We start from the raw sequence: 953 nt of genomic DNA on the forward strand, positions 1-953 counted from the left end.
GACCGCGTCATCGTCTACATGCCGATGACGGTCGAGGGCGTGATCGCGATGCAGGCCTGCGCGCGCATCGGCGCCACCCACAGCGTGGTGTTCGGCGGCTTCTCGGCCAAGGCGCTGCAGGAACGCATCATCGACGCCGGCGCGGTCGCGGTCATCACCGCCAACTTCCAGCTGCGCGGCGGCAAGGAGCTGCCGCTCAAGGCCATCGTCGACGACGGCATCGCGCTCGGCGGCTGCGAGTCGATCAAGACCGTGTTCGTGTTCGAGCGCACGGCCTCGGCCTGGAATCGCGTGGAAGGCCGCGACAAGACCTTCGCCGAGGCGCTCAAGGGCCAGAGCACCGAGTGCGCGCCCGAGCCGGTGAATGCCGAGCATCCGCTGTTCATCCTCTACACCTCGGGCTCCACCGGCAAGCCCAAGGGCGTGCAGCACGCCACCGGCGGCTACCTGCTGTGGGCCAAGATGACGATGGACTGGACCTTCGACATCCGTCCCGAGGACGTGTTCTGGTGCACCGCCGACATCGGCTGGATCACGGGCCACACCTACGTCGCCTACGGCCCGCTCGCGGCCGGCGCCACGCAGGTGGTGTTCGAGGGCATCCCGACCTTCCCGCACGCGGGGCGCTTCTGGCAGATGATCGAGAAGCACAAGGTCAGCGTGTTCTACACCGCGCCGACCGCGATCCGCTCGCTGATCAAGGCGGCCGAGGGCGACGAGAAGGTGCATCCGAAGAACTGGGACCTCACGAGCCTGCGCATCCTGGGCTCGGTCGGCGAGCCGATCAATCCCGAGGCCTGGATGTGGTACCACCGCAATATCGGCGGCGAGCGCTGCCCGATCGTCGACACCTTCTGGCAGACCGAGACCGGCGGCCACGTGATCACGCCGCTGCCGGGCGCCACGCCGCTGGTGCCGGGCTCGTGCACCTTGCCGCTGCCGGGCATCATGGC

The 953-nt window shown here is 68.5% G+C and carries 1 protein-coding gene; it reads left to right on the top strand.

The features are described 5' to 3' along the window. Window positions 1-953: AMP-binding protein (locus AC27VN_RS42325; RefSeq protein WP_490880647.1), on the top strand; the 953-nt coding region annotated here is incomplete at both ends.

Source organism: Variovorax sp. 20P10.2.4, from assembly GCF_058244205.1.